Source organism: Pseudomonas sivasensis (assembly GCF_013778505.1).
GTDB lineage: Bacteria > Pseudomonadota > Gammaproteobacteria > Pseudomonadales > Pseudomonadaceae > Aquipseudomonas > Aquipseudomonas sivasensis.
This window is the reverse complement of sequence record NZ_JAAOWU010000004.1, coordinates 345,306-366,104: the sequence shown is the minus strand read 5'-3', so window position 1 is coordinate 366,104 and position 20,799 is coordinate 345,306. Positions and strand designations below refer to the sequence as shown.

General features: G+C 58.8%; 22 protein-coding genes. 10 read left to right on the top strand and 12 right to left on the bottom strand.

What is annotated here, in order from left to right; genetic code table 11:
* Positions 1-4: 4 nt before the first annotated feature.
* Positions 5-616 (bottom strand): recombinase family protein, encoded by a 612-nt coding sequence (locus G9Q84_RS10665; RefSeq protein WP_181643275.1) that lies wholly within the window; start codon positions 614-616, stop codon positions 5-7.
* A gap of 147 nt (positions 617-763) precedes the next feature.
* Positions 764-973 (bottom strand): hypothetical protein, encoded by a 210-nt coding sequence (locus G9Q84_RS29085; RefSeq protein WP_207182452.1) that lies wholly within the window; start codon positions 971-973, stop codon positions 764-766.
* Positions 974-1,138: 165 nt separating this feature from the next.
* On the opposite strand from G9Q84_RS29085, the gene G9Q84_RS10660 reads away from it, so the two are divergent.
* Complete coding sequence (locus G9Q84_RS10660) at positions 1,139-1,441, top strand: hypothetical protein (protein ID WP_181643274.1); 303 nt, start codon at positions 1,139-1,141, stop codon at positions 1,439-1,441.
* 551 nt (positions 1,442-1,992) lie between these two features.
* On the opposite strand, the gene G9Q84_RS10655 is transcribed toward G9Q84_RS10660, so the two are convergent.
* Positions 1,993-2,865: a helix-turn-helix domain-containing protein gene (locus G9Q84_RS10655; RefSeq protein ID WP_181643273.1), complete on the bottom strand. Its 873-nt coding sequence runs from the start codon at positions 2,863-2,865 to the stop codon at positions 1,993-1,995.
* Between the two features lie 495 nt (positions 2,866-3,360).
* Positions 3,361-4,653: a site-specific integrase gene (locus G9Q84_RS10650; RefSeq protein WP_181643272.1), complete on the bottom strand. Its 1,293-nt coding sequence runs from the start codon at positions 4,651-4,653 to the stop codon at positions 3,361-3,363.
* A gap of 473 nt (positions 4,654-5,126) precedes the next feature.
* On the opposite strand from G9Q84_RS10650, the gene G9Q84_RS10645 reads away from it, so the two are divergent.
* Together G9Q84_RS10645 and G9Q84_RS10640 are read left to right on the top strand one after the other, a co-directional pair.
* Positions 5,127-6,173 (top strand): N-acetylmuramidase family protein, encoded by a 1,047-nt coding sequence (locus tag G9Q84_RS10645; RefSeq protein ID WP_032887639.1) that lies wholly within the window; start codon positions 5,127-5,129, stop codon positions 6,171-6,173.
* A gap of 1 nt (position 6,174) precedes the next feature.
* A complete protein-coding gene (locus G9Q84_RS10640) occupies positions 6,175-6,771 on the top strand; it encodes a hypothetical protein (protein ID WP_032887641.1) in 597 nt (198 codons plus the stop codon).
* A gap of 66 nt (positions 6,772-6,837) precedes the next feature.
* On the opposite strand, the gene G9Q84_RS10635 is transcribed toward G9Q84_RS10640, so the two are convergent.
* Together G9Q84_RS10635 and G9Q84_RS10630 are read right to left on the bottom strand one after the other, a co-directional pair.
* Positions 6,838-7,740, bottom strand: a complete 903-nt coding sequence (locus G9Q84_RS10635) for a DUF2167 domain-containing protein (RefSeq protein WP_032887643.1) — start codon at positions 7,738-7,740, stop codon at positions 6,838-6,840.
* Between the two features lie 61 nt (positions 7,741-7,801).
* Complete coding sequence (locus G9Q84_RS10630) at positions 7,802-8,665, bottom strand: LysR family transcriptional regulator (protein WP_032887645.1); 864 nt, start codon at positions 8,663-8,665, stop codon at positions 7,802-7,804.
* Between the two features lie 102 nt (positions 8,666-8,767).
* On the opposite strand from G9Q84_RS10630, the gene G9Q84_RS10625 reads away from it, so the two are divergent.
* Positions 8,768-9,700, top strand: coding sequence for a DMT family transporter (locus G9Q84_RS10625; RefSeq protein ID WP_095185362.1), 933 nt, complete (start codon positions 8,768-8,770; stop codon positions 9,698-9,700).
* 117 nt (positions 9,701-9,817) lie between these two features.
* On the opposite strand, the gene G9Q84_RS10620 is transcribed toward G9Q84_RS10625, so the two are convergent.
* A complete protein-coding gene (locus tag G9Q84_RS10620) occupies positions 9,818-10,579 on the bottom strand; it encodes a substrate-binding periplasmic protein (RefSeq protein ID WP_095185363.1) in 762 nt (253 codons plus the stop codon).
* 133 nt (positions 10,580-10,712) lie between these two features.
* Between G9Q84_RS10620 and dnaX the strand changes: the two genes are divergently transcribed.
* The 5 genes from dnaX (at position 10,713) to G9Q84_RS10595 (ending at position 16,332) form a co-directional block, all read left to right on the top strand.
* Positions 10,713-12,764: a DNA polymerase III subunit gamma/tau gene (gene dnaX, locus G9Q84_RS10615; protein ID WP_032887651.1), complete on the top strand. Its 2,052-nt coding sequence runs from the start codon at positions 10,713-10,715 to the stop codon at positions 12,762-12,764.
* 43 nt (positions 12,765-12,807) lie between these two features.
* Complete coding sequence (locus tag G9Q84_RS10610; RefSeq protein ID WP_032887653.1) at positions 12,808-13,146, top strand: YbaB/EbfC family nucleoid-associated protein; 339 nt, start codon at positions 12,808-12,810, stop codon at positions 13,144-13,146.
* A gap of 142 nt (positions 13,147-13,288) precedes the next feature.
* On the top strand, positions 13,289-14,323 hold the full coding sequence (locus G9Q84_RS10605; RefSeq protein WP_032887654.1) for an NADP-dependent oxidoreductase: 1,035 nt from the start codon (positions 13,289-13,291) through the stop codon (positions 14,321-14,323).
* Between the two features lie 66 nt (positions 14,324-14,389).
* A complete protein-coding gene (gene recR / locus G9Q84_RS10600) occupies positions 14,390-14,992 on the top strand; it encodes a recombination mediator RecR (RefSeq protein ID WP_032887656.1) in 603 nt (200 codons plus the stop codon).
* A 191-nt stretch (positions 14,993-15,183) separates the two neighbouring features.
* A complete protein-coding gene (locus tag G9Q84_RS10595) occupies positions 15,184-16,332 on the top strand; it encodes an acyl-CoA dehydrogenase family protein (protein WP_181643271.1) in 1,149 nt (382 codons plus the stop codon).
* A 107-nt stretch (positions 16,333-16,439) separates the two neighbouring features.
* Here the strand turns inward: G9Q84_RS10595 and G9Q84_RS10590 are convergent, their stop codons facing one another.
* Both G9Q84_RS10590 and fnr read right to left on the bottom strand, forming a co-directional pair.
* Positions 16,440-16,988, bottom strand: a complete 549-nt coding sequence (locus G9Q84_RS10590; RefSeq protein ID WP_032887660.1) for an adenine phosphoribosyltransferase — start codon at positions 16,986-16,988, stop codon at positions 16,440-16,442.
* A gap of 79 nt (positions 16,989-17,067) precedes the next feature.
* Positions 17,068-17,802 carry a fumarate/nitrate reduction transcriptional regulator Fnr gene (gene fnr / locus G9Q84_RS10585; protein WP_032887662.1) on the bottom strand — a complete coding sequence of 245 codons (735 nt, stop codon included), beginning with the start codon at positions 17,800-17,802 and terminating at the stop codon, positions 17,068-17,070.
* Between the two features lie 153 nt (positions 17,803-17,955).
* Between fnr and G9Q84_RS10580 the strand changes: the two genes are divergently transcribed.
* Entirely contained in the window at positions 17,956-18,411 is a 456-nt protein-coding gene (locus tag G9Q84_RS10580; RefSeq protein ID WP_181643270.1) for a hypothetical protein, read from the top strand.
* Positions 18,412-18,425: 14 nt separating this feature from the next.
* Here G9Q84_RS10580 and hemN read toward each other — a convergent pair whose 3' ends face one another.
* The 3 genes from hemN to ccoS all read right to left on the bottom strand — a co-directional run bounded on the left by hemN (position 18,426) and on the right by ccoS (position 20,799).
* On the bottom strand, positions 18,426-19,808 hold the full coding sequence (gene hemN / locus G9Q84_RS10575) for an oxygen-independent coproporphyrinogen III oxidase (RefSeq protein WP_181643269.1): 1,383 nt from the start codon (positions 19,806-19,808) through the stop codon (positions 18,426-18,428).
* Between the two features lie 102 nt (positions 19,809-19,910).
* Positions 19,911-20,594 (bottom strand): sulfite exporter TauE/SafE family protein, encoded by a 684-nt coding sequence (locus G9Q84_RS10570; protein ID WP_032887667.1) that lies wholly within the window; start codon positions 20,592-20,594, stop codon positions 19,911-19,913.
* Positions 20,587-20,799, bottom strand: a complete 213-nt coding sequence (gene ccoS / locus G9Q84_RS10565; RefSeq protein WP_032887669.1) for a cbb3-type cytochrome oxidase assembly protein CcoS — start codon at positions 20,797-20,799, stop codon at positions 20,587-20,589. Before ccoS ends, G9Q84_RS10570 begins: the two co-directional genes overlap by 8 nt.

Sequence of the window (20,799 nt, the reverse complement as noted above, 5' to 3'; positions counted from 1 at the left end):
GATGTTACGCGGCCTTCACTCGTTGCACCGTGGACACTGCACAGCCGACAATCTCGGCAGTCTTGCGGATACTCTTACCAGCCTCGAGACATGCCTTGATGCGGTTATGAAGTGCCTGATCGATCTGTCGGCCCTTGTACACCTCTCTGGCCTTGGCTTTCTCAATACCCTCAGCCTGACGGCGGCGACGGTCGTCATAGTCCTTGCGTGCGACCACAGCGAGCATGTCGAGCAGCATTCCGTTTACGGCAGTGATCATGCCTTTGGTGAAGTCATCTTGGCCTTGAGTGGGCTTCAATGCTGCATGGCTGGTAGCCAAGTCAAGGGACACCACTGTGACTTTCTTGGCTGCGATGATGGCTTTCAGGCTCGCCCAGTCATCGGGAGACAAGCGAGAGAGCCTATCCACCTGCTCAATCAGCAGCACATCACCATCGTGGCTATCGTCCAGTAACCGGAACAGCTCAGCTCGGTCTAGCTTCGTCCCTGATTCGTTCTCGGTGTAGAAGGAAGCGATCTTATGACCGTTGTCAGCAGCAAACTGAATCAGAGCGCCTTTAGCACGATTGGCGTCTTGAGAGTCGGTCGAAGCTCGGAGGTAAGCACGGATGAACATGATGCTGAATGCCTTGTACCGTTTTGGGTGTGCCGATTGTATCTGTGCTCGTTTGGGTTGTCTATAGGCGTAGTCGGTACACCTGCAAGGCGCCATCAAGCCGTACTCGCTGATGTATACGCAACTAGGTGCACTGGTGATACAGAATCAGTCGCGTCGGAAAATCTCCCAAAGCACTTGGTTACCAGCCGGAGTAAGTGAGGCGTTGATAAACTCGGCTTCGTCACTACTCGTACCCGTTACCAAGCCCCTGCCGAGCAACATCCTAAACGTCGAGGCATCTTCCTTGGCAATCCTCGTTTTCCTGCCTTCGTGAATTGCGATCAAAAGCCTTTCCTCCGTCACAAACATACGCATAGCAGTATTCCTTTCGTTCTCTGGAGCTGAACTGGTGAGGAAGCAGCTCTATCCTGTGGTGGTGAGTATGTATCTTCAGGGGGGATGCTAACTCACCTTGACCCTTTGCACTTCTGTACAATCTGGCAATCTGATATTGGAGCGCCAACAGGCAAAGGGGTAGGGATGAAACATCTGGTCATTAAGGTTGTGAGCTTTTTCGCATGGTTAGGTATCCTCTTCAGTGTCATCGGAGGTGCCATTGTGGGTTCCGGAGCAGGCCACCAAGTCATCGGTGCAATACTGGGTTTTCTGGTTGGCTGCTTCGGTTCGGGCATTTGGTTCCTACTGGTGTCTATGCACGACAAGCTCACGATCATTGCAGACGCAGCCAGTGGTCATGACTCTTCTGTTCGAAAAGCACCAATCCTCGCACCAGAGGAAAAGACTCCGGGGTGGTTGGATGTAATTTCGGGGGGTAAGCCTTAAGTCGACTTCCTATCCGGCCACTACTGGGTCGTTCGCACCGAAAGCGGCAAGCTTTCAGTAGTTCATGCTCAATCGTTGAACGCCACTGACCTGACGGTCGAACAGAGCACCAATAACAAATCATCACAAATCCAGCTCTTGCCTTTGATCTTGACTATTGGTGCAAGATGGTTAGCGAGAGCTAACGATGGTATCTGTACAAGCTTCGCTTGACTGGTTGCACCACAAGGCGGTCAGCCTTCAGGTTTTTGGGGATGATATTGTATATCATTCATCCCCCTTTCCATTTCAGTAGAATCAACCTGTAAGCGCCGCTTAAACGGGGTACCCATCATGCTCCGCATACCAAGTACATCAAGGTCAAAAGCGAGAAGCCTTGGAGTGTGCTGATGCTATTGGATTGGATGGTGTGCTGATCCAGTATCGGGACGATACGACTACTGTTGTTCTAGCTCATGCCTCGCATGAAATGGTATTCCACCCAATGCTCCGCATTGAAGTGCTTCTATGATACATGCGGCCGAATTAGTCCCCCCCCCGAGTGAAGCCGCTCAAGCGGCCTGCAACTCGACCTGCACAGTCTGCATTTCGTCACGCCACTTCCTGATGGTCTTTGCCGATACATCAGTGTCCCTCTCAATGGCCTTAACCGCCATGCCTTGTGCGAGCATCCGTAACACATCCTGCTTCTTGGAGTGCTGTTGACGAATAGGGAAAGCTACGACACTTGAAGATGCTGGAAGCATTGGGTATTCCGCTTCGTACTCTTCCGCAGTCCTAAACTCGGTCAAGGTGCGTAAGTCGTGGTGAAGCTTCGCCAGCTCTTCGGTGCTCGGTCTGTAGAGATCGTCACTGTCATCCCATTCGCATGCTTTCGGCTCAGGCTCGATGCCATCCATCTCGTTGATGAGGGATCGAGGGCGGCACTCCATCATGCTAGGGATGATCAGCTCAATCGCCTTGACGTAACGTCTGGCGTGTCTCTCTCCGAGGCGAAGTAAGTCTTCTACCGCTTCGTTGGTAACGACAGGAAGGCTTTCGATAATCACGGCAAGGTTACGTACAGACAATGGCATGGACTTTCCGCCTGTCCCGATAGGGCGGTCATGCCAATCCAGCCTCGCTACTCCTTCTATAACGCTTTCTGCAAAGACCGGGTAGCGTCCCCAATACGTCGTGTAACCGATGAAGCCATAGAATGGGTTCACAATGATCTTGGGCTTTCTCCCGCGCTCACTCTTTGTCTTACGTGGGGCCTTCGTTCTGGTCTTCGGTGCATTGTCTGCCAGCCACTGTTCGGCGTTAGCGGCGATACGCGCATTCAATGCTTCCACTTCTGCTGGGGAGAGTAGGTCGGAAGTGGGGAGGAATTTACTGGTGGCGGTGGTGTTGGTACGCGATTTGAAGGCGAGCGGATGCGACATGGATTGTTCTCCTTTGTTAGTTCATTTCGATAGGCAATTCCTCTCGGTAGCTGCCGGTTAGGGTTGGTAAATCACAGGCGTTAAAAAGCCCCCTTGCAAGGCACCAATTTGGTGGTCGCGGTGGAGGCTTCTAAGCTGTCTGTCTACCTACTGGGTAGGCGGAGAAGTATACACGATTTCGATGATCGGTCAAGACCGGACTTGACAAGCTAGATTTCGCCAAAAACCAGTTTCATGGTGAGGAACGCCTTTTGCTTAGTCCAGACAACAATGTAAGCCCGTAAACACTGGACAGAACGGAAGTGGGTGATTGGAATGTGAAGGCAGTGGTGCAAGTTTTGCCGAGGTTTATCAAAGTTTTCAGCAGGTTTCCGATCCGTGCTCAAGTAGCTCGAAAGTCTAGAACGTCTGCCTCCATAAGCTAATGAGCAGCCATGTTGATGGTGTCCAGTGATGGGGCGCTGGCGTGTGAACCAGTCGCCCAGTCTCTGTTGGTCAGGTGATGTGTTTCAGTGCCGCCGCCATCGCTTTCAGCGGTGTCCTGCTGCCATAGATGCCGAATGTCACCGAGCTGTCCTCATGTCCTACGATTCGCTTGATCAGTGAATCTTGCACACCAGCGTCCCGCAAATCATCAATCAGCGTATGGCGGAAGCTGTGGAACGTCTTCTTCGGATCAGTGATGCCGCACTTCGTCTTGTATCTGCCAAACCACTTGGAGGGGGCATGGCCCAGCTTTCCTCTTACTGGCTCCAGTTCAGGGAACAGGCGATCTACTCCAGTCGTTCGGACTGATTCAACCTGCTGTAGTAGGCCAAGCTCGATCAAGGTGGGGTGGAGGGGTAGCAAGCGTCGGCTGCTGGCGTTCTTGAGGTTCTGGCCTTCACGGCTGTCATCGATGCGGATGCACTGCATGCCCTGTTGCTCGATGAAGTCATCCACCCGCAATTGGCAGAGTTCTTCCAATCGTGCCCCGGTGGCTCGCCCTAGGAGCGGCAACCAGTAGCGCCATGGATGCTTTCGGGCTTCTGTTTTGAGTGCATCCAGATTGAGCAGGGTGGTCAGATCGTGTCGATCAAAGGACAACCGTGCCTCCTTGGCCGATCCAGTCATCACCTTCATGCCCACCAGAGGATTATCCACTACATATCCATTTGTCTTGCACCAGTTCAGGAAGGCAGAGAGCTTGCGTAAGCGATTGTTCACGGTAACGGCGGTGATGGTCTTGTAAGTGGCGCCTGACTCAACCACCTGCTTTAGGGTCTTGCCCTCGTACTCGGGGCGTAGGCCGAAGTATTGCGGGCAGCGACTCAAACGATCTTTCAACAGGCGGGCTTGCTGGACGTCGAATGCTTCCACGGGCATGTCACCCATCAGTTCGAACAAGTCTCGTAATGAGCGTTCGATTTCGTGCGTGCTGACCTCACGCCATGTGCCACCACGTTTTCCTTCTTCTATATAGAGCTTGGATAAGCTGGCGAGTGTAGGGCCGTCGCTATTCCGCTTCATGGTGGCAGCTGGCGCCTTCCTTGGAGCAGTCTGGATGGGCTGCGTTGGGGTAGCATCTCGCCACTCCGAACACAGCCTACGCAGCGTCTGAAGGTCGGCCATGGGGTGGGCGTTCAAGTGGCTGTGGACTTGCTGGGCGAGTGAAGCAGCGAGGAACAGGGCGCTCTGCCGCTGCCGGATGTTCAGGCTCAAACGTAAAGTGTGACACCTCGGGAAGAGGAGCTTGGGTAGCTTGAGATTGAGGTAATAGAGCGCCCCGCGCTTGATCATGTAAGCCATGGGTGTGACACCAAAGTGTTACAGCAAAGTGTGACAGTGCTGGCTACACCCCAAGTTTTTACTGCCCGTGCAGGGAGTTTGCACGGTAGAGATATTGCAACCAAAAGAGCCTGAAACCCTTGTACCGTAAGGCCCGCAACGATTGCCGAGCATGCTTGCATGCCACCCGGTCAGAGCCGGAAGGCAGCAGCCACAGCGGGAACATTGTGTGCCGGGGTGTGGCTGGTGGGGTTGCCTCCATAACGCTCCTCCTTGCAATACCCCTTCGATTCAAATCAAAACTTCTTATTTTCAGCCAACTGCCGATCTTTATTGCGCAGTCGATGACGGCTGTTTCACAACTTTCCAAACCCCCGCTGGACAACCCTAAACCGCCTTGTTAGTTTGCGCCGGCCACTTGTTTCAGAATATGACAATGGCGCTGAATTGATATTGAAGTGCTATCACTTCTTTAACTAACAAGGATGTCTGTGATGAAAAGCCTGCAAGGTTTACCTCGTCTTATCAGTGCTTCGGTAGGCGCTCCGGGTAAAGCCCGCAACTTGCCCGCCGATGTGCAGTGCATCCAATATTTATTCAATCTGATCATTCCCAAGATGGGTTTCCCGTTGGCCGAAAACGGCAAATGCGATGGTCAGTTGGTGCAGTGCATCAGCCAGTATCAGTTTCGCCATCTCAAATACGCCCATCCAGATGGTGTGGTCGACCCCACCGGTCGCACGTTTAACAGCCTGATCGAAGAGGCGGTGAAGGTGCCGGTGAAGTCCTTCCCGACGATGCGTATACCGAGTTTTCTCAACGCATTTGGCAACAACCAGGGCGACGCGGTGCAGGCCACGGTCAATGTGTACCTGGACCGCATGCGCGCGATGATTGAGGCCGAGCGGCGTAACCGGCAATTGATGCTCCAGGCCACGTGCGACGGGGGCATGACCCTTAGCGAAACGGACTTCCAGAACGCCGCTACGCAACTGGGTAGCGGTATTTCGGTGAATATCATCAAGGCCTTCGCCACCGTGGAATCTGGCGGGCGCTCCGGCTTCGGGCCGGCCAAGCTGCCGGTGATCGCCTTTGAAGGTCACCTGTTTCGCAAATACACCAAGCACATCTATGACCAGGCGCACCCGCTGCTGTCCTACCCCTACAAGAAAAAAGCAGGGCCGCAGTGGCAGGCGAACAACAAGGACCAGACAAAGGCTTGGGAAACCATGGCTACCGCATTCGCCCTGGATCAGGAAGCCGCATTGATGTCGGCATCGTGGGGCATGTTCCAGATCATGGGTTTCAACTTTGCGTCGTGCGGGTACAAGACGGTATTTGAGTTTTCGGCGGCATTAAAGGTGAATGCTGGCAACCAACTAAAGGCGTTCCTCGGCTTTTGCAGTAAGAGCCCTGCGTTGATGAAGGCCATGAAGGCCAAAGACTTTACTGGAATGGCGCGTAACTATAACGGTGAGGACTACGGCAACTACGACGTCCTTATGCAAAAAGCCTACGAAAAACTTGAAGGGAAAAAATAGGATGATCCGTTTACTCGCGATAGGTGTGTTGTCGTTGTGCGCCGTGGCACCTGCCATGGCTGGTTCGGCCGCGCTGCATTCGGGCAAGTACGAAGGGCTGATGCTGGCAGTGACGCCGGAGCATCAGGTCGAAGGTTTTTACACGGAATCAATGGGTGAGGGCGTGACGCGCAGCTGTGCGTTCTACCTGCAAGGTAAGCCCGACGCGCTCACCACTTGGCTCGACGACGCCTACCCTGGCAGCGTGGCGCCGTCGTCCGACGGTGTGACCCTGACCGTGGAAGAAGGCCGTCAGCATCCCGGCTGCATCAACGTACTGATGCCGGAAATCGCCACCGGCCTTGATCTGACCCAGACCGCCAGTAAGAAGTGGATCGGCCTGGTCACAGTGTCTGCCGACAAGGCTTACTTGCAGAAAACCCCCGGCGCCAAGGCGGCCAAGCGTCCGTATATCGTCAAGAACGATGTGGTAGGGGTGCTGGCGTTCAAGGATGGCTGGGCTCAGGTTGAGTTCATCAATGCTGAGGATCGCTCGTTTAAGGGTTGGATCACCCAGGATCAATACAGTCGTCTGGCCGCGCCCACTGCAAAAAACTGAGCAGAACCGCGCGCACAAAAACGCCGCAACGTGTCCAGCACGCTGCGGCGTTTTTGTGTGCGGCGGTCAGGCCTTGTTGCGGTTGAACAGCTTGCGGATCACCGCGAACAACGCCACGACACCTACCACCAGAAACTTTTTCGCGGCCAGCAGGAAGATCCCGATCTTGGCGAATAAACCGGCCTTGGCGGCAATCCCGCCGGCAACCAACGCGGCTAGGCCGTAAGTGGCGAGCTTGTCGGTTTTCGGGTTGAAGTCGGTGTAGAGGTTGCCGTCGGTGAAGTTGGTAAACGCCAGGACCTTGGGCAGTTCCTGCTTGATGGTCGGCAGGTCGGCCATCGCCGCGACGGCATTGAGTTCCAGTACGCCCTCACGGCCCAGCACGCGGATGCTGTAGTTGAGGGTGTTCTGGTCGGCGTCGTCGGCCTTCAGTTCACGGGCCCAGTACATCTTGTGGGTGGTGTCGTCGTAGCGCGGCGGCTCGGCCCAGCCCACCAGATGCAGGCCGGCGTAGCCTTGTTTCTGGCGTTCCTTGTTATCTGTTTCGTCTTCTTCCTGCATTTGCTTGAGCAGGTCGGAGTAGTCGATTTTTGCGGCATCTTCGTCGGAAATATGCCCGTCGGCCTTGTAGCTGACGATGACGCCCCAGCCGCGTTCCGACAGTGGGCTGACGGCTTTAGGCACGATCATGCCCAGGGTCTTGAAGCCCGGCGGGTTGCCCCAGCCATCGGTGAGCAAGCGCTCAGTGTCGGCGGGGTCGAGGTAATAAAATTCGTCGTTGAGCTTGAGGGTGGCAATGCCACTTGGGAGCGTGACGGTGCCGGTCTTTTGCTTAAGTGACGCCAGAAAGTGCTCGGCCGTTTCGGCGGGGGCACTGGCCTCAACGGGGGCAGGCGAGGCAGCAGCAACGGCAGGTGCGGTAGGCAGGCTCAGAGCGGCCGCCGCCAACAAAAGGCGGAAGTAATTCATGGTAGTCCCTTACATTTTGAATTAATTTCGTAAGAGGATAACCGAAACAACATGTTGCGAGTTAGCCGAAAGTCTCCCGCAACAGCCCCGCGAATGCATCCCGTGCCAGGTGGCGTTGGGTGTCCTTGTGCCAGAACAGCAGGTTATCCACGGCCGCCAGCTCTTCAAATCGATAAGACGCCAGCTGATTGGCCTGCTCATAGCGCGCCAGGATGCCTTCCGGCGCCAATGCCACGCCAATCCCGGCGCTGACGCAACCGATGATCGTGCCCCAACTGGCATAGCTGGCAATGGTCGGTTTGAAGTTGTGCGGCTTGACCCAGTTTTCCAGTGCTGCGCGATACGGGCAGCCAGGCGGCCAGACCAGCAAGGTGCGGCCGGCGAGGTCCTCGGCGCCATTGATGGGTGCACTGGATGCGCTGGCGATCAGCACCAGGCGCTCGCTGTAGACCACGCTGTGTTCGAGCTTGGAGCGTTTGTTGCCGGCGGCCACGAGCGCCACGTCCAGGCGATGGTGTTGCAGGTCGTCGAGCAACGGGCCCCAGGCGCCTGTCACCAGTTCCAGGCTGACATCCGGGTAGCGCCGGTGATACTCCGCCAGCAGCGGCGGCAAACGTCCGCTGGCGCTGGATTCCACCGCGCCGATACGCAAAGTGCCACGGGGAATGGCGCTGGCGTCCACGGCGCGTTTGGACTCATCCACCAGCGCCAGAATGCGCTCGCAGTACTCCAGGAAAATCTCACCGGCGGCACTGATCGCCAGCCCACGCCCGGCGCGGATGAACAGTGGTGTGCCCAGCTCGCCTTCCAGCTGCTTGATGCGCGTGGTGATGTTGGACGGCACGCAATGCAGCAGCACGGCTGCTTGGGCCACGCTGCCGGTTTGTGCCACGGCTCGCACCATTTTCAGTTGGGCCAGTTCCATTGCTCAGTTCCAGTGATTGCAGAAGTCAGAAACGGTTAATTGTCCTGCGCCTTACGGCGGCCAAGACTGACGGCACACCTTCTCAGTTTCTGGACGCCGTCGATGAATAACCCTTCACCCGCAAAGCTTACGCTAGTCATCGCCAGCGTCATCCTGTGTTGGGCCTATTCGCCGATTGGCGTGCACATGGGGCTGCACAGCTACAGCCCCGGACAATTGGCGTTGTTAAGGTTTTTGATTGCGTCGGTGTTCATGGGCGGTGTGGCACTGGTGATGGGCATCGGTCGGCCGCGCTTGCGGGACTTTCCGTGGTTGCTGGTGCTGGGGTTCTTCGGCGTGTTCCTGCACCACACCAGCCTCAACTATGGGCAGCAATGGGTCACGGCAGCGGCGTCCAGCGTACTGGCGCAGTCGGCGCCGCTGTTCAGTGTGCTGATCGCGTTTTTCTGCCTGAAGGAGCGGGTCAGCGCTTGGCGCTGGGGCTGCGTATTGCTGGGGCTGCTCGGCGTGCTGGTGGTGATCTGGGGGGATCAGGGGCTGGGTGAGATCGACCCGCGTGGCTTGTTGATCCTGCTGGCGGCGGTGTCGTGGAGTGTGTATTTCGCCCTGCAGAAACACTATGCCCACCGCTACAGTCCGCTGACTATGGCGTGCTACATGGTGTGGGCGGGCACCCTGATGCTGTGCGTGAACCTGCCGGGCCTGCCTGCTGCGGTGGTGCAGGCGCCGTTGGCGGAGAACGTCGCGGTGCTGGTACTCGGTATTTTTCCCAGCGCCTTGGCGTATCTGGCTTGGGGTTATGTGTTGAAGCATGTGGAGGTCAGTCGCGCGTCGGTGGCGATGTACCTGATCCCGCCGGTGGCGATGGTGATGGCCGCGACGTTGCTGGGTGAACACATTGCCTTGCAGGTGATGATGGGCGGTGTGATCGTGCTGGCCAGCGTGGCGGCGATCAGTCTGGAAGGGCGCTGGCGGTTAGTCGTTCAGACAAAACGCACGCAAACGGTGGCCATCGAAGTCCAGGGCCGGCGGTGACTGGATAACGATGGCGCCGCATTCTACCCATCGGTCCCGCAGCAAGAAGCCCACTTCACCGCCGGCTGTAAGCTGGACTGCGGCTCGACCAGAGCCCGAGCCTATAAGGAGCGGCTGTCAGTTTTTGTCAGGGGCGAGCAGGGGCGCCGGGTTTTCGCCGGTGTACAGCTTGATGATGTCGTCGATTTCGCCGGACATTTTCATCCGCAACAAGGTGCGCAGGATTTTTTGCGCCGGCACGTCGGGATCGTTACGCACGATGCAACCGAGGTTTTGCTCGTCAATCAACGCGACCTTGTGCAGCCGCTGGCTGATCGGCATTTTCTGGTTGAAACGGTCGACGATCCATTCGTTGCTCACCGCATAGTTGAATCGCCCCGCCACCAGTTTGTGCAGCACCAGCTCTTCGCTATGGGCGTCGTCGCGGGTGAGTTGGCCGTTGGCAAACAGCGGGTCGAGGGCGGCATAGCGATAGTTGAGCACCGTGCCGATCGGCTGAGGTGCCAGCTTGAGCACCTGTACCGGCTGGTTTTGCGCACTGACCAGCACATTGCGCTGCACCATTAAAGGCAAGCTCCAGATGTAGTCGCCGGACAGGTTGTCGACCCACGCCTGGGTGACATAACAGCGCACATCAATGTCGCCGTGTCCCATGGCCGCAGAGATGCGTGCCCGGGCCAGCACGTGGAACTGCGCCGGATGGCCAACCTGGGTGGCCAGGCTCAGCATCACGTCATACAAAATGCCCTGGGTCGGCCGACCGTTCTCCAGTTGCACCATGGGCATCGCCCAACTGTCGGAAACCGAGAAGCGCAGCGGTGCAGGCGCCGCCAGGCTAGCCGTGGTCATCATCCATAAAGCGCCCAGGACTACGCGCATACACTCTCCGGGTTCAGGCCTTTTGGAGGCCAGTCAGCAGAGCTTAGTCAGATTAGGCGAGCGTGCCGGATGCAATTTCCCCCTTGCTCCGCTAGCATTACCGGCTTCCGCTTCCCAGTTGCGACGGTTTTCGATGAGTTATCAGGTTCTTGCACGTAAATGGCGTCCGCGCTCGTTCCGCGAAATGGTCGGCCAGACCCATGTGCTCAAGGCTCTGATCAATGCCTTGGACAGCCAACGGCTGCACCACGCCTACCTGTTCACCGGTACCCGGGGCGTGGGCAAGACCACCATCGCGCGCATCATTGCCAAATGCCTGAACTGTGAAACCGGTATCACTTCGACGCCTTGTGGCACTTGCTCGGTGTGCCGCGAGATCGACGAAGGGCGTTTCGTCGACCTGATCGAGATCGACGCCGCGAGCCGCACCAAGGTCGAAGACACCCGCGAGTTGCTCGACAACGTGCAGTACGCGCCTAGCCGCGGTCGCTTCAAGGTCTACTTGATCGACGAAGTGCACATGCTGTCCAGCCATTCCTTCAACGCGCTGTTGAAAACCCTGGAAGAGCCGCCGCCCTACGTCAAATTCATCCTGGCCACCACCGACCCGCAGAAACTTCCTGCAACGATCCTGTCGCGGTGCCTGCAGTTCTCCCTGAAAAACATGACCCCCGAGCGCGTGGTCGAGCATTTGACCCACGTGTTGGGTGTCGAGAACGTACCGTTCGAAGACGACGCGCTATGGCTGCTCGGCCGTGCCGCCGATGGTTCGATGCGTGATGCCATGAGCCTTACCGACCAGGCCATCGCCTTCGGTGAAGGCAAGGTCATGGCCGCCGATGTGCGCGCCATGCTCGGCACCCTCGACCACGGCCAGGTGTTCGATGTGCTGCATGCATTGATCGAAGGTGATGCCAAGGCGTTGCTCGAAGCCGTGCGCCACCTCTCGGAGCAAGGCCCGGACTGGAATGGCGTGCTCTCGGAAATCCTCAACGTCCTGCACCGCGTCGCTATCGCCCAGGCTTTGCCGGAAGGTGTCGACAACGGCCATGGCGACCGCGACCGCGTGTTGGCCCTGGCCCAGGCGTTGCCGGCCGAAGATGTGCAGTTCTACTACCAGATGGGCCTGATCGGTCGTCGGGACTTGCCTTTGGCGCCGGACCCGCGTGGGGGCTTTGAAATGGTCCTGCTGCGCATGCTGGCGTTCCGGCCAGCTGATTCGGCCGATGCGCCGAGACAGCCGCTAAAGCCAGTGGGGATCAGCCAGGCCACAGTTGATTCCGCCAAACCAGTGGCTGGCGCGGCGGTGGTTGCGCCAGTGGTTGCTGCCCCGGTTGCGCCGGCGCCTGAGCCAGCCCCTGTGGTGGTGGCACCTGTGGTTGAGCCGGAGCCGGTGGTTGAGCCCGAGCCTGTCGTCGACTTGCCTTGGAATGACCCGGTAGAAGCCGAGGTCGAAGAAGTCGAACAGCAGCCCTATGTTGAGCCCGTGCTCGAAACCGCCAGCGAGCAGCCTGAGCTGACGCCTATGCCTGCGCCGACACCGGACAGCGTGGTGCCAGCCGCTCCTGAGTGGGTTTCAGCACCGGTTCCCGAGCCGACAGTCGCCCAGGTTGAGGCCGCAACCCCAGGCATCGACCTCGACGACGAGCCGCCGCTGGACGAAGACTACATCGAGCCGGACATGGATTCGGCCTACAGTTACCTGGACGATTTGGCCAGCGAACACACCGCCGAACCGGCCCCCGAGCCCGAAGCAGAACCCGCGGCAGCCCCGGCCACCGGCCTGGCGTTGCAATGGCTGGAACTGTTCCCGAAACTGCCGATCTCCGGCATGACCGGCAGTATTGCCGCCAACTGCACCCTGATTTCCGTCGACGGCGACCATTGGCTGTTGCACCTGGACCCGGCCCACAGCGCCCTGTTCAACGCGACCCAGCAACGGCGCCTCAACGATGCCCTGAACCAGTACCATGAGCGCACGCTGACCATCACCATCGAGCTGATCAAGCCCGAGCAGGAAACCCCGGCCCAGGCCGCGACCCGCCGGCGTATCAACCGTCAGCGCGAGGCTGAGGATTCGATCCACGCAGACCCGCTCATCCAGCAAATGATGCAACAGTTTGGTGCGGTCGTTCGTCACGATACTATTGAACCTGTCGAAGCCCCGGTGACCCAAGCGTCATGACACCGGGCTATTAATTGATCCACGTACTTTTGAGGTGATTCCCATGATGAAAGGTGGCATGGCCGGCCTGATGAAGCAGGCGCAGCAGATGCAGGAAAAGATGGCCAAGATGCAGGAAGAACTGGCCAACGCCGAAGTCACCGGTAAAGCCGGGGGCGATATGGTCAGCGTGGTGATGACTGGGCGTCACGACATCAAGCGCGTGAGCATCGACCCAAGCGTGCTGCCAGGCGTGGGTGAAGATGACCTGGAAATGCTCGAAGCGCTGTTCGCCGCGGCCGTCAACGACGCCGTGCGCAAGATCGAAGCCAATAGCCAGGACAAAATGTCCGGCGTGACCGCTGGCATGCAACTGCCACCGGGCATGAAGATGCCGTTCTGATTCTCCAGCGTTAGCTAGACTCCAATGCCAGGCCCAGTGCCTGGCATTTTTGTTTGTGCCTATTCAATCGAATCCCGATCGAACCCTGGCCCGGCACCCATGGTCTGCAACCTATACCGATGAATTCGATAAGGAGCCCCTGATGCCTCAAGAACTGACCCTGAACCAACGCATCGTGCTGGTCTCGCGGCCCCAAGGCGCGCCCACTCCGGAAAACTTTCGCCTGGAGCGCGTGAGCTTGCCGGAGTTGGCGGACGGCCAAGTGCTGCTCAAGACCCTCTACCTGTCCCTTGACCCCTACATGCGCGGGCGCATGAGCGACGCACCTTCCTACGCCGCCCCGGTGGAAATCGATGAGGTGATGACCGGCGGTGCTGTCAGCCGTATCGAGCAATCCCGTAACCCTAAATTCGAAGTGGGTGATCTGGTGGTCGGCGCCACCGGTTGGCAGAGCCACAGCATTTCCGACGGCCGCAACCTGATTCCGGTGCCCAAAGGTCTCGCCAGTCCGTCCATGGCGTTGGGCGTATTGGGGATGCCGGGTATGACCGCCTACATGGGCCTGATGGACATTGGTCAACCCAAGGCTGGGGAAACCCTGGTGGTCGCCGCTGCCTCCGGCGCAGTCGGTTCGGTAGTGGGCCAGGTCGCCAAGCTCAAGGGCCTGCGCGTGGTCGGGATTGCAGGCGGTGCGGACAAGTGCCGCTATGTCGTGGATGAACTGGGCTTTGATGCCTGTATCGACCATAAGAGCGCAGACTTCGCCGATCAACTCGCCCAGGCTTGCTTCAACGGCGTGGACATCTATTTCGAGAACGTCGGTGGCAAGGTGTTCGACGCCGTGGTGCCTTTGCTCAACCCCAAGGCACGCATTCCTTTGTGCGGGCTGATTGCCGGCTACAACGCCCACGAAGCCCCCAGCGGGCCTGATCGCTTGCCGGCGCTGCAACGCACGTTGCTGACCAAGCGGGTGCGCATCCAGGGCTTTATCGTGTTTGATGACTACGGTGATCGTCAGCCAGAGTTCCTCAGTGCCATGGCGCCCTGGGTCCGCGACGGTAAGATCAAGTTCCGCGAGGACGTGGTCGATGGCTTGGAGCAGGCGCCCGAAGCCTTTATCGGCCTGCTTGAAGGGCGCAACTTCGGCAAGTTGGTGGTGCGGGTCGCGCAGGATTGAGGATTTGACGCTAATCCGGGGCGCGGGTATAAACCGCGTCTCGTTGTTTTGTCGGACCATTGCCCCATGAGCTTCAGCCCCCTGATTCGCCAACTGATCGACGCCCTGCGCACGTTGCCGGGTGTCGGCCAGAAAACCGCCCAGCGCATGGCGCTGCAACTGCTGGAGCGTGATCGCAGCGGCGGCACCCGGTTGGCCCAGGCCCTGAGCCAGGCCATGACGGGCGTCGGCCACTGCCGCCAGTGCCGAACCCTCACCGAAGAAGACCTTTGCCCGCAATGCGCCGATCCGCGTCGCGACGACACGTTGCTGTGTGTGGTGGAAGGCCCGATGGACGTCTACGCGGTGGAGCAGACCGGTTATCGCGGGCGTTACTTCGTGCTCAAGGGCCACCTGTCGCCGCTGGACGGCCTGGGTCCGGAGGCCATCGGCATTCCGCAACTGGTGGCACGTATCGAAGAGCAGGGCACCTTTACCGAGGTGATCCTGGCCACCAACCCGACCGTGGAAGGTGAAGCCACCGCCCATTACATCGCCCAACTGCTGAGCAACAAAGGCCTGATCACTTCGCGTATCGCCCATGGCGTACCGTTGGGTGGGGAGTTGGAGCTGGTGGATGGCGGCACGCTGGCGCATTCGTTCGCCGGTCGCAAGCCGATCGCGCTCTAACAATAAACACCAGCCAAATGTGGGAGGGGGCTTGCTCCCGATGGCAGTGGATAAGTCATGAATCTATTGGCTGACACACTGCTATCGGGAGCAAGCCCCTCCCACAATGGTTTTGCGGTGTGATTGAGATCTGTGTTGCTAACCAAGCAAGCGCTTGGTAATTTCGCTCCACCTCTCCGTGGAGCTTGCAGATGTCTGCCTATCAGGACTACTTCGACCCCAGCCACCAATTGCTCCGCGACAGCGTGCGCCGTTTTGTCGAGCGGGAGCTGTTACCGGGCATCGAGCAATGGGAGGAGGCGGAGAGCTTTCCCCGAGCGTTGTACCTTAAGGCCGGTGCGGCGGGGATCCTCGGTATCGGTTATCCCGAATCCTTGGGCGGCAGTCACGAGGGCGATCTGTTCGCCAAGGTGGCCGTCAGCGAGGAATTGATGCGCTGCGGCTCCGGCGGCGTGGTCGCGGGATTGGGCTCGCTGGATATCGGCTTGCCTCCCATCATCAAATGGGCGCGGCCCGAAGTGCGCGAACGTGTGGCCCCGCAAGTGCTCTCGGGCGAGAAGATCATCGCCTTGGCCGTCACCGAACCCAGCGGCGGCTCCGATGTAGCCAGCCTGCGCACCCGCGCCGTGCGTGATGGCGACGTTTACCGGGTCAGCGGCAGCAAGACCTTTATCACCAGCGGCAACCGCGCCGATTTCTACACCGTTGCTGTTCGTACCGGCGGGCCAGGCTTTGGCGGCATCAGCCTGTTGCTCATCGAAAAAGACACCCCGGGTTTCACCGTCGGCCAGCCCCTGAAGAAAATGGGTTGGTGGGCGTCGGACACGGCAGAGTTGTTCTTCGATGATTGCCAAGTGCCCGTAGGCAACCTGATCGGCGCCGAGAACATGGGGTTTGCCTGCATCATGGGCAACTTTCAGAGTGAACGGCTGGCGCTGGCGTTGATGGCCAATATGACCGCGCAGCTTGCGCTTGAGGAAAGCCTCAAATGGGCCGCGCAGCGTGAAGCATTTGGCAAGCCCATTGGCAAATTCCAGGTGCTCAAGCATCGCCTGGCGGAAATGGCGACGGCTGTGGAAGTGTCCAGGGAATTCACCTACCGCCAAGCCGCCAAGATGGCCGCTGGCAAGAGTGTGATCAAGGAGATATCCATGGCCAAGAACCTGGCCACCGATACCGCCGATCGGGTGACTTATGACGCCGTGCAGATCCTCGGCGGCCAGGGCTATATGCGCGGCAGCCTGGTGGAGAGGCTGTATCGCGACAACCGTATCCTGTCGATCGGCGGCGGCACTCGTGAAGTGATGAATGAAATCATCAGCAAACAGATGGGGCTTTGAGGCGGCTTACCTGCCTCATCGGGGCAAGCCCTCTGCCACATTTTGATGTGTAAACACCTTCAAGTGTGGGAGGGGGCAGCCCTTGATAGCGTCAGTCCAGCCAAATATTACCGCTCGGACAGCGCAAATTGCGTCAGGCAAAACGTCGGAATTCCCATGTCTTCCAAACGCTGCGAGCCACCCAGCTCCGGCAAATCAATAATTGCCGCGGCTTCAAAAATCTTCGCACCCATGCGCCGCACCAGGTTCGCCGCAGCGATCAAGGTCCCGCCTGTGGCGATCAGGTCATCGAACATCAGCACCGAGTCGCCTTCGCACAGGCTGTCGGCGTGCACTTCCAGGAAAGCTTCGCCGTATTCGGTCTGATAACCCTCGGCCAGGACATCGGCCGGCAGCTTGCCCTGCTTGCGGAACAGGATCAGCGGTTTGTTCAGTTGGTAGGCAATGATCGAACCGATCAGAAACCCGCGGGCATCCATCGCGCCGATGTGGGTGAAATCGGCTTCGACATAGCGATGGGCAAAGGTATCGGCCACCAGGCGCAGGGCCTTGGGCGATTGGAACAGCGGCGTGATGTCACGGAAGATCACCCCAGGCTTGGGGAAGTCGATGACGGGGCGGATCAGGGATTTGATGTCGAACGAATCGAAGGTCATCGTCGAAGAGTCCTGGGAGGAAAACGGACTCGAAGTATACCTGCGGCCTCACCGATTGGCGCGGCCACAAGTGTCTGCATCAACCCTCTAGAGAACCACCCGCCAGCGCACACAGCTGGATCGGGTCGAGAATGTGCACTTCCTTGCCTTCGGCGGCAATCAACTCGTTCTGCTGGAAACGGGTGAACACGCGGGACACGGTTTCCACCGCCAGACCCAGGTAGTTGCCGATTTCGTTACGCGACATGCTCAAGCGGAACTGGTTGGCCGAGAAACCGCGTGCCCGGAACCGGGCCGACAGGTTGACCAGGAATGTCGCGATGCGCTCGTCGGCGGTTTTCTTCGATAACAGCAGCATCATCTGCTGATCGTCACGAATTTCTCGGCTCATCACGCGCATCAACTGGCGGCGCAGTTGAGGTAATTGGATGGCCAGTTCGTCCAGGCGTTCGAAGGGGATTTCGCACACCGACGTGGTCTCCAGCGCCTGGGCCGACACGGGATGCATCTCGGTGTCCATGCCCGACAAACCCACCAGTTCGCTGGGCAGGTGAAAACCGGTGATCTGCTCCTCGCCGTTGTCGCTCAGGCTGAAGGTCTTCAACGCGCCCGAACGTACTGCATAGACGGAGTCGAACTGATCGCCCTGACGAAACAGGAACTCGCCTTTCTTCAGCGGGCGACCACGTTTAACGATGTCGTCCAGCGCATCCATGTCTTCCAGATTCAGCGAAAGTGGCAGGCAGAGGGGGGCCAGGCTGCAATCCTTGCAGTGAGCCTGGCTGTGAGCGCGCAGTTTGACTGGCTCGGACATTTCTTAAATCCTTGTGGGAAAACACACATAAGACGTAAGGGTAACGCACTGGGGGGCAGTGAGGCCAGCGTGTACAAAAAACAGACAGCCGTATAAAGCTTTGTGTATCGGTGCCGATACATATGTGTACGTTCATGAGCAGGAGCTCAGCGCATGTTGATCATCGCCGCCAACAACCCCTCCATCCGTGTGCCAAACCCAGAGCCGGCCCCGCCCGCTGCGGCGGTTGAGACGCAGGATGCCGTGTCAACGCCTGCCACGAGCGAAGGCGTGAAGGTGAGCATTTCGCCGGATGGCTTCAAGGCTGCGGGTGCGGCCAAAAGTGCCAACGCCGATATCGACGACAGCGGTCTGGACGACAACGTTAAGCAAGTTCTTAAAATGATCCGTCAGTTGAAGCAGCAGATCGCCGAAAAATTGGCGGAGCTTCAGGCCATCGCCGCGGACAAAAGCCTGACGCCGGAGGAGGTTCAGGCCAAGGTCGCTAACGTGCAAGGTGCCATCAGTTCCTTGCAGGCCGGCTTGATGACGGCCCAAATCTCCTTGGCCAATGCCATGAAAACCATGAGTGCCGATCAGGCGCTCAAGGCCGCTTCGTTGTCGATGTAACTAGGTCGATGTAACTAGATCACCCGTGAAAACCGTTGCCGGTTCTGGTGTTCCAGGTACGCGTCGAACACCATGCACACCGAGCGCACCAGCAAGCGCCCTGCGGGCAGCACCCGAATGCCCTGGGCGTCGAGCGCGATCAGGCCGTCCTTGGCCATGGCCTCAAGTTGCAGCCAGATCTCATCGAAGTACCCGCGAAAATCAATATTGAAGGCCTGTTCGATACGCTCGAATACCAGGCTGAAATTGCAGATCAACTGCTGAATCACTTCCCGTCTTAGTCGATCGTCTGTGGTGCAGACCAAGCCACGGCTGGTCGCCAGCTGCGCGCCGGCCAGGGTGTTCTGGTAGCCGTTGAGGTCACTGCTGTTCTGGCAATACAAGTCGCCGATCTGGCTGATCGCCGACACACCCAGGCCGATCAGGTCGCAATGGCCGTGGGTGGTGTAGCCCTGGAAATTGCGTTGCAGTGTGCCTTCTTCTTGGGCGATGGCGAGTTCGTCATCCGGCAGAGCGAAGTGGTCCATGCCGATGTAGCGATAACCCGCCTCGGTCAATTGCGTGATGGTGGTTTGCAGCATCAGCAGTTTTTCCGCCGGTGCTGGCAGCTCGTCGCTGTCGATGCGCCGCTGGGGCATGAAGCGCTCCGGCAGGTGCGCATAGTTGAACACCGACAGGCGATCCGGTTGCAGCTTGATCACTTCTTCCACGGTGCGCGCGAAGTTGATCGGCGTTTGCTTGGGCAGGCCGTAGATCAGGTCGATATTGATCGAGCGAAACTGCAAAGTGCGCGCCGCATCGATTACTGCGCGAGTCTCTTCCAGGCTTTGCAGGCGGTTAACGGCCCGCTGCACCTCGGGGTCGAGGTCTTGCAGGCCAATGCTGACGCGGTTGAAACCGAGTTCACGCAGCAGGCCCATGGTGGCCCAGTCGGCTTCGCGCGGGTCGATTTCGATGCCGTAGTCGCCGGAATCATCATCGAGCAAATTGAAGTGCTGGCGCAGGGAGCCCATGACCTGACGCAGTTCGTCGTGGCTGAGAAACGTCGGCGTGCCGCCGCCGAAATGCAACTGCTCCACCGGCTGTTTCGGGTCGAGGTGGCAGGCCACCATTTGGATCTCCTGCTCCAGGCGGTGCAGGTATGCCTGGGCGCGGCCACGGTCTTTGGTGATCACCTTGTTGCAGGCGCAGTAGTAGCAAATGTTCGCGCAGAACGGCACATGCACATACAGCGACAATGGGCGCACAGCCTTGCGACTGTCGCGCAGGGCGTGTAGCAGGTCGAATGTGCCGACCTGGCTGTCGAATTGTATGGCGGTGGGGTAGGACGTATAGCGCGGTCCCGCCAGGTCGTAGCGATGAATCAGATCGGTGTCCCAACGAATGGCGTCGAGCATGCGGGCGTCCCCCGGATAGGCTAGTGGGCCGAGTCTAGAGGCGTGGGGCAGAGGGCATCTTGATTTGCATCAACGAGCAGCGGCGCTATGCCACATGGCCTTTTAGTGGCCCATCAGCCAGTGCTGGTGCGGCCCTGGCAAGGTCCAAATACCGAACACAATGACCAGCAATCCACCGGCCATGCGCACGCTGCGTTTGCGCAATAACGCGGTGACGCGTTCGGCGGCCAGCCCAGTCGCCAGCAGCACGGGCCAGGTGCCCAACCCGAACGCGAGCATCAGCAAGGCACTGTCCAGCGCATTGCCCTGGCTCGCGGCCCACAGCAGGGTGCTGTAGACCAACCCGCACGGCAACCAGCCCCACAGCGCGCCCAGCAGTAGAGCGCGGGGCAGGCTGGACACCGGCAGCAAACGGGTGGCAACGGGCTGGATATGCCGCCACAGGCCGCGCCCGAGGCTTTCGATACGGGTAAGGCCGCTCCACCAACCGGCCAGGTACAGGCCCATGCAGATCAGCAGCAGACCGGCCAGCACGCGCATGAACATCGCCGCCGGGCTATTGGCCACGGCCCAGCCGGCCAGGCCGATCAACAGCCCAGCCGTGGCGTAACTGAGGATTCGCCCCAGGTTGTACGCCAGCAGCAGGCGAAACCGGCGACTGCGTTGTTCCTTGGGAATTGCCAAAGTCAGCGCGCCCATCAGCCCGCCGCACATGCCCAGGCAATGACCGCCGCCCAGCAGGCCCAGAATCAGCGCGGAGACCAGCAGCGGCGCCAATTCAAGCATGAGGTGGGTCTTTGGGCGGTTGTTCCGGACCGTTGGCTTCGTCGATGGCGGCCAGGTGGTTCGGGTCCTGGTCGTCGAACAGCACGCTGTGGGCCGGGCCGTCGAGGTCATCGTACTGGCCGCTGTCCACGGCCCAGAAGAAGATGTAAATAGCGATGGCCACTATCAGCAGCGCCGCCGGAATCATCACGTATAAAGCTGGCAT